The 4,859-nt window shown below is 60.6% G+C and carries 5 protein-coding genes; 1 reads left to right on the top strand and 4 read right to left on the bottom strand.

Going from position 1 to position 4,859, the window contains the following annotated elements; all coding sequences use genetic code 11:
• A partial coding sequence (locus tag IRZ24_RS16775; protein ID WP_297166643.1) for a beta-galactosidase occupies window positions 1–1,827 on the top strand: 1,827 nt, incomplete at its 5' end.
• A gap of 83 nt (window positions 1,828–1,910) precedes the next feature.
• Here the strand turns inward: IRZ24_RS16775 and IRZ24_RS16770 are convergent.
• The 4 genes from IRZ24_RS16770 to IRZ24_RS16755 all read right to left on the bottom strand — a co-directional run.
• On the bottom strand, window positions 1,911–2,390 hold the full coding sequence (locus IRZ24_RS16770) for an NUDIX domain-containing protein (protein WP_297166642.1): 480 nt from the start codon (window positions 2,388–2,390) through the stop codon (window positions 1,911–1,913).
• Window positions 2,391–2,476: 86 nt separating this feature from the next.
• Window positions 2,477–3,616 (bottom strand): amidohydrolase family protein, encoded by a 1,140-nt coding sequence (locus IRZ24_RS16765; RefSeq protein ID WP_297166639.1) that lies wholly within the window; start codon window positions 3,614–3,616, stop codon window positions 2,477–2,479.
• A gap of 243 nt (window positions 3,617–3,859) precedes the next feature.
• Window positions 3,860–4,078 (bottom strand): TOBE domain-containing protein, encoded by a 219-nt coding sequence (locus IRZ24_RS16760; protein ID WP_297166636.1) that lies wholly within the window; start codon window positions 4,076–4,078, stop codon window positions 3,860–3,862.
• Between the two features lie 192 nt (window positions 4,079–4,270).
• Window positions 4,271–4,859, bottom strand: a 589-nt coding sequence (locus IRZ24_RS16755) for an aldehyde dehydrogenase family protein (RefSeq protein WP_297166633.1), incomplete at its 5' end; no start/stop codon positions are given.

Raw genomic sequence — 4,859 nt, 5'->3', positions numbered from 1 at the left:
GTGATGGACCTGCTGGCCGAGCATGGGATCGCCGCCGACCTGGGCACAGCCACCGCTGCCCCTCCCCCCTGGATGAGCCGCCAGTACCCCGATATTTTACCGATGACGCGCGAGGGCCTGCGCCTCTTCCACGGCTCACGTCAGCATTTCTGCCCCAACAGCAAAAACTACCGCCGTGAGGCCGCTGAGCTGGTGCGTCAGCTCGCCCAACGCTATCGCCAGCATCCGGCTCTGCGCCTGTGGCACGTCAACAATGAATATGGCTGCCATGTCCCGGCCTGCTATTGTGATAACTGCGCTGTTGCCTTCCGCTCCTGGCTTCAGCAGCGCTATGGCTCGCTCGAGGCCCTCAATGAGGCCTGGGGAACAACCTTCTGGGGACAACGCTACCACCACTGGGAGGAGATCCTACCTCCCCGTCTGACGCCGGCTCAGCCTTCTCCCAGCCTCTGTCTGGACTACCAGCGCTTTATGTCAGATTCACTGCTGGAGTGCTTCCTGAATGAAGCTCGTATCTTGCGAGAAATTACGCCGCAGATACCGGTAACGACCAACCTGATGGCGGGCTTTAAGCCGCTGGATTATTTCGCCTGGGCGCCGCATCTAGATGTGATCGCCTTCGACAACTATCCGGCCCCCACGACTCCCCCGAGCGAGGTGGCTTTTGCTCACGATCTGATGCGCTCGCTCAAGGGTGGTCAGCCGCATCTGGTGATGGAGCAGGCACCTGGCCCAGTCAACTGGCGCCCCCAGAACCCCCAGCGTCGGCCCGGCGAGCTGCGCCTCCAGAGCCTTCAGGCCGTGGCCCGCGGGGCCGATGGCGTTCTCTATTTCCAATGGCGGCAATCGCGCGCCGGCGCAGAGAAGTTCCACAGCGCCATCGTCTCTCATGACGGCAGCGAACGGGCGCGCATCTTCCGCGAGGTCGAAGAGATTGGCACCGAACTGAAGCAGCTTGCCCCCTTCGTCGCTGGCAGTCGGCTGCCAGCTCAGGCGGCCCTCCTGATGGACTGGGAAAACTGGTGGGCTGTGGAGTACCAGCCCGGTCCCAGTGATCGCCTGCGCTACTGGGATCTGCTCCTGACCTACCATCAGCCCCTCTATGCTTTGAACATTCCCGTGGCGGTGGTCTCGCCAGACAGCGACTGGCAAGGCTACCGGCTGCTGGTGGCCCCGCTGCTCTATCTACTGCGCCCAGGCCTGGCCGAGAAGCTGGAGGCCTTTGTTGCCGGAGGAGGGATCTTGCTCACTACCTTCTTTAGCGGCATCGTTGATGCCAACGACCGCGTGGTGACAGGCGGCTACCCGGCAGAGCTACGCCGGCTCTTGGGCCTGCGCGTGGCGGAATTCGATCCCTGGACCGAGGCGATGAGCAACACGCTGGTCATCGAAGAGGGTCCGCTACAGGGACGCTTCGCCTGCAGCCTCTGGGGCGAGGTTCTGGAGTTGGAAGGGGCTCAGGCTCTTGGACGCTTCGCCAGCGACTACTATGCGGGGGGCCCCGCCCTGACCGCGCATGACTTTGGTCAGGGGCGCGCCTACTACCTGGCCACCCAGCCGGAGCAGGCGTTTCTCCAGCGGCTCCTGAGCCACCTATGCCAGGAAGCTGGCCTGACGCCTCTACTGGAAGCCCCCGCCGGCGTCGAGGTCTCGCGCCGTGTTGCCTCAGATGAGCGCAGCATCTACTTTCTCCTAAACCATAACCAACACGAAGTCAGGCTTTCCCTCCCCAGCGGCCGTTTCCGACGGCTGCCCCAGGATGAGATCATCAGCGGACAGGTGCGCCTGGCTCCGCGCAGCGCGCTGGTGCTGCGCGAGGAGAACTAGCAGGCCGCGGCACCGGGATCGGGCGTCTCGCTCGCCCGTCTCCCGGCCTCTTCTTCTCTCTCGGCGTTGCCATGCCGACTGACTTACGGCGTCAGTCCCTGATCCTCGGCGGTGCTGCTGCGCTGGGCTCGTAGCACGGCCTCAGCCCGATTGAGCAGCGCATCCTCAATACGCTGCCGATGTTTGGGCAGCGTATTGGCTGGCAGCGCCTCGGGAGGGAAATAACGACAGTCGCGGGCCTCCTCGGTGGACGTGAGCATCCCGCCGACGACACGGCAGCGGAAGGTGAGGACCACCTCCTGTTTCTGAGGCTTGGAGTAGACCCCAACCAATCGCTCGACGGTCACCTCAAGCCCCGTCTCCTCGCGCACCTCACGCTTGACCGCCTCATCAACCGTCTCCCCCAGCTCCATCCCTCCCCCAGGGAGATTCCACCAGTCGATATCGTTGCGATGGACAAGCAGGACTCGCCCGGCCTCATCAAAGATAAGAGCAAAAACGCCTACACGAAAGCGGGCCGCACTTCCCGCCAGGGCCTCCGCTTCACTCTTTTCCGCGCTCATTCCCTGTTCTCCTCCAAGCACTCACAGCGCCCAGCGCCTCCCCGACCGCCTTACACGAGGGCCAATCAGCCATGACCCAGGCTGGCTCAGTCGCTGAGACCATAGAGCCGCCAGGCATTATCATGCAGAATGAGCTGCGCTATATGACGCGCCTGCTCATAGTCTAACTCATCGGCATTGATCATCTCCTGCAGAACCTGAGCGAGGATCGAACGACCGCGCAAGGCCGCCGCCCAATGCATTTCTGGTAGATGGACGCCGTCAGAGCTATAGACAAGCTTACTGGCCGGAGCTACCCCTAGCGCCTGGCGTGTAAAGGCCAGCATCTCAAGCCGATCAACAAAGGGGATACAATACGACAGGTCGAAATAGACATGAGGATAAATGGCTGCCAGATAGGAACCTAACTGCACATAAGGATAGCTTTCATGGAGCAAGACAATGGCCATCCCCCGATAATCATCGCGCTCCATAATGTTGCGCAGATGCAGCGGGTTACCCAGCAGCAGATTCGTATCTCTATCACCATAGCCTGTGTGGAATTGCACTGGCAGCCCTTGTTGCGAAGCATAGCGGAAAGCAATATGTAGCAGATAATCCAGCAAAGGCTTATGATTGATGCGCAGAGAACCCTGGCGCAGCCCCTCAGCCCGCGCCTGAGTGAAGGCCGCTACTGCCTCATCTTTAGTCCATTCCAGAATATTCAGGCCGGTGCGATAGGCCACAATACTCTTAAAGCCACAGAAGCCGCGTTCGCGGATAGTGCTCACCTCTTGCTCATAGTGAGCCACCATCTCATCAAAGTCGCTGTGGGCCATCACGAGGCGCTGCATCAGCGGCTCCAGGCGGAAGAGTCTGGCAGCGCGACAGTGACCTAGCTCGCCCATCCGCTCTGGAGAATAAATGTGGGGGCCTTCGGGGAAGCCAGTGTCGATGACCAGCGCAGCCAGGTTAGCGGCCTGCAAGAGGCGCGCCAGAATCACATCGCTCTCCAGAGCATTGCGAGCCGCGATCAGCGCCTCTTCATTTGCCGGGCAGCCATAGAAGGCTGTTGCCTGACGCACCAGCCAGAGGTAGTAGACCGACTCGGCAACATGACGCTGGGCAAAGCTGGGGTCAGTGGCTTCGGTGAAATAGCTACGGAAGCGTACCAGATCCATATGCTGATCTAGCACGACCGGGTGACAGTGATTATCAACGAGCGGGATATCGCTGAGATCGAGCATGGTAACCCTCGCGCGCTATCTATGAACTGGGGTTGTCTCGCTCATGATAGCAGCCCCGCGGGTCAACAATCAAGCCCTGCCAGGCCAGGTCACTACTCGCCTACGAGCAGCACCCTTGCCCCGCGTCAGTCAGGCTTTCTCCCGATGCCAGGCGGCGCCCCCCTGCCTAGACAGGCCAGCCTGTCTCAGTCCCAACCGCTGGCGGGCGTCAGCTAGACGAGCCTTGGCCCCTTGCAGCCCCGTTTAGACTTCCTTGCCGACCATGACCTCGGTCGATTTAATGATGGCGACAACCTGATCGCCCGGCTGGAGCTGTAAGGTCTCTGCCGAGGTACGTGTGATAGCAGCGACCAGCTCTTGCCCATCCGGCAAGGCGACGGTCACTTCGGCCATCACATCGCCCAACTTGACCGCTTTCACCGTTGCTTGCAAACGATTACGGGCACTAAATTGAAGTGGCATCGCGCTTCGTCCTCCTTTTTTCTTGCTCCTGCGCTCGCAGGTCTGGAGTGCAGCGCACCTGTGAGCGCAAGCCCATCGCTCAGACAAACTGCGAGCATGGCAGCGCCTCCCTGCATCTGAGAAGCTCCACCATGCTCGCTGAGCATCACCTTATGCTCACACTAGCGATACGACACCAGTGCGTTCGCGGTTTCAGAGGCCAATACAGACCGATTTCAGCTCGGTGTAGTTCTCCAGCACCTCGTGACCCATCTCGCGCCCCCAGCCCGATTGCTTGTAACCACCGAAGGGGAGCGCGGCATCAAAAACATTATAGCAGTTGATATAAACCGTGCCAGCACGCAACTGCTGTGCCAGACGATGGGCCTTACTGATATCGCGCGTCCAGATCCCTGCCGCCAGACCATAGATCGTATCGTTGGCGACTGGCGGGATCTCGTCCAGCTCCTTAATTGGCATCGCCGTGACCACCGGCCCGAAGATCTCCTCTTGCACCACCTTCATGTCCTGGCGCACATTGACCAAGACGGTTGGCTCGACAAAGTAGCCCTGGTCGCCGTAACGCTTGGCTCCGCACAGCGGCTTAGCACCATCAGCGAGGCCGGCCTCAATGTAGCCAGAAACGCGCTGCAATTGCTCCTCAGAGACCAGTGGCCCCATCTGGGTCGCCGGATCAAAGCCCGGCCCAAGGCGGATCTTCTTGGCCTCTTCAGCCACACCCTCTACAACGCGATCAAAGACTTCCTGCTCTACATAGAGACGTGACCCGGCACAGCAGCAC

It is taken from the genome of Thermogemmatispora sp., from assembly GCF_019683755.1.
Classification (GTDB): Bacteria; Chloroflexota; Ktedonobacteria; order Ktedonobacterales; family Ktedonobacteraceae; genus Thermogemmatispora.
Note: the sequence above shows the minus strand (reverse complement) of the source record. Positions and strands in the feature narration are given on the sequence as shown.